Here is a 1,274-nt window from a genome sequence, read left to right on the forward strand (position 1 = left end):
AGGGAAGGAAAAAAGAGAAAGGGAAGAGAAAAAAGAAAGGGAAGAGAGGGAAGAAAAGAGGAGGGAAGAGAAAGAAGAGGGAGAAAGAAAGAGAAGGAGGGAGAAAGAGGGAGGGGGAGAGAGGGAGGGGGGGAGAGAGAAAAGAAAGGGAGGAGGGGAGAGGGAAGAAAAGGAGGGAGAAAGAGGGAGGGGAGAGGAAGAGAAAGAAGGGGGGGGGGGGGGAAAAAAGGAGAGAGAGAGAAAGAGAGGAAAGGGAAAGAAAAAAAAAAGAAGAAAAGAGGAGAGGGAGAAGAAGAGAAGAAGAAGGAGGGAGAGAGAGGAAAAAAGAGAGAGAAGAGAGGAAGAAAAAAGAAAAAAGAAAAAAAAGAAGAGAGGAGGGGGGAGGGGAAGAGGAGAGAGGAAAAGAGAGAAAGGGGGAGGGAAGGGAGAGAGAAGAAAAAAAGGGGGAGAAAGAAAAAAGAAAGAGAAAGGGAGGAGGGGGAGGGAGAAAAGAAAAAGAAGGAAGAAGAGAGGAAAAGGAGGAGAGGGGGGGAGAAGAAGGGGAGAAGAGAAAGAGGAGAAAAGAGAGGAGAAGGGGAAGAGGGGAAGGAGGAGGAAGAGAGAAAGGAGAGGGAGGAGGAGGAAAGGAAAAGGAAAAAGAAGAAAAAGAAAGGAAAGGAGAGGGGGAAGGGAGGGGGGAAGGAAGAAAGGAGGAGGGAAGGAAGAGGGAAAGGGGGAAGAGGGAGGAGGAGAAGAAAAAGGAAAAAGGAAAAGGAAAGGGAGAGAAAAGGAAAAGAAGAGAAGAAGAGAGGGAGAGAAAGGAAAGGAGAGGAAAGGGAGGGGGGAAAGAGAAAGAGGAGAAAAGGGGGAGAGAGAAGGGGGAGAAAGGGGGGAGGAAGGGAGAGAAAGAGAGAAAAAAGGGAGAGGGGGGGGAGAGAGAAGGAGGGGGGGAGGAGAGGAGAAGAGAGGAGAGAGAGAAAGGGGGGAGGGGAGGGAGGAAGGAGAAAAAGAGAGAAGGAGAGAGAAAAGAGAGAAGGGGGAGAAGAGAAAAGAGAAAGAAAAGAGAAAGAGAGGAAAGAAAAAAAGGAAGAGGGAGGAAAAGGGAACAAGGGAAAGAGGAAAGGGAAGGAAGAGGAAGAAAGGAAAAGAAGGGAAAAAGAAGAAAGAGGAGGAGGGGGAGGAGGGGGAGAGACAGAAAGGGAAGAAGGGGAAAGGAAGAGAGAGGGGAGAAAGAAAGAAGAAAGAAGGAGAGGGAAGAGGAAAAAAAAGCAGGGGAGGAGGGAAGAAGAAGAAGA

1 protein-coding gene is annotated in these 1,274 nt (G+C 48.8%); it reads left to right on the forward strand.

What is annotated here, in order from left to right; genetic code table 11:
• Nucleotides 1–1,274 (forward strand): hypothetical protein (locus K5Q92_RS24570; RefSeq protein ID WP_220771245.1); only part of this gene is annotated, 1,274 nt, incomplete at both ends.

The sequence above is a fragment of the Shewanella sp. MBTL60-007 genome, from assembly GCF_019654915.1.
Lineage (GTDB): Bacteria > Pseudomonadota > Gammaproteobacteria > Enterobacterales > Shewanellaceae > Shewanella.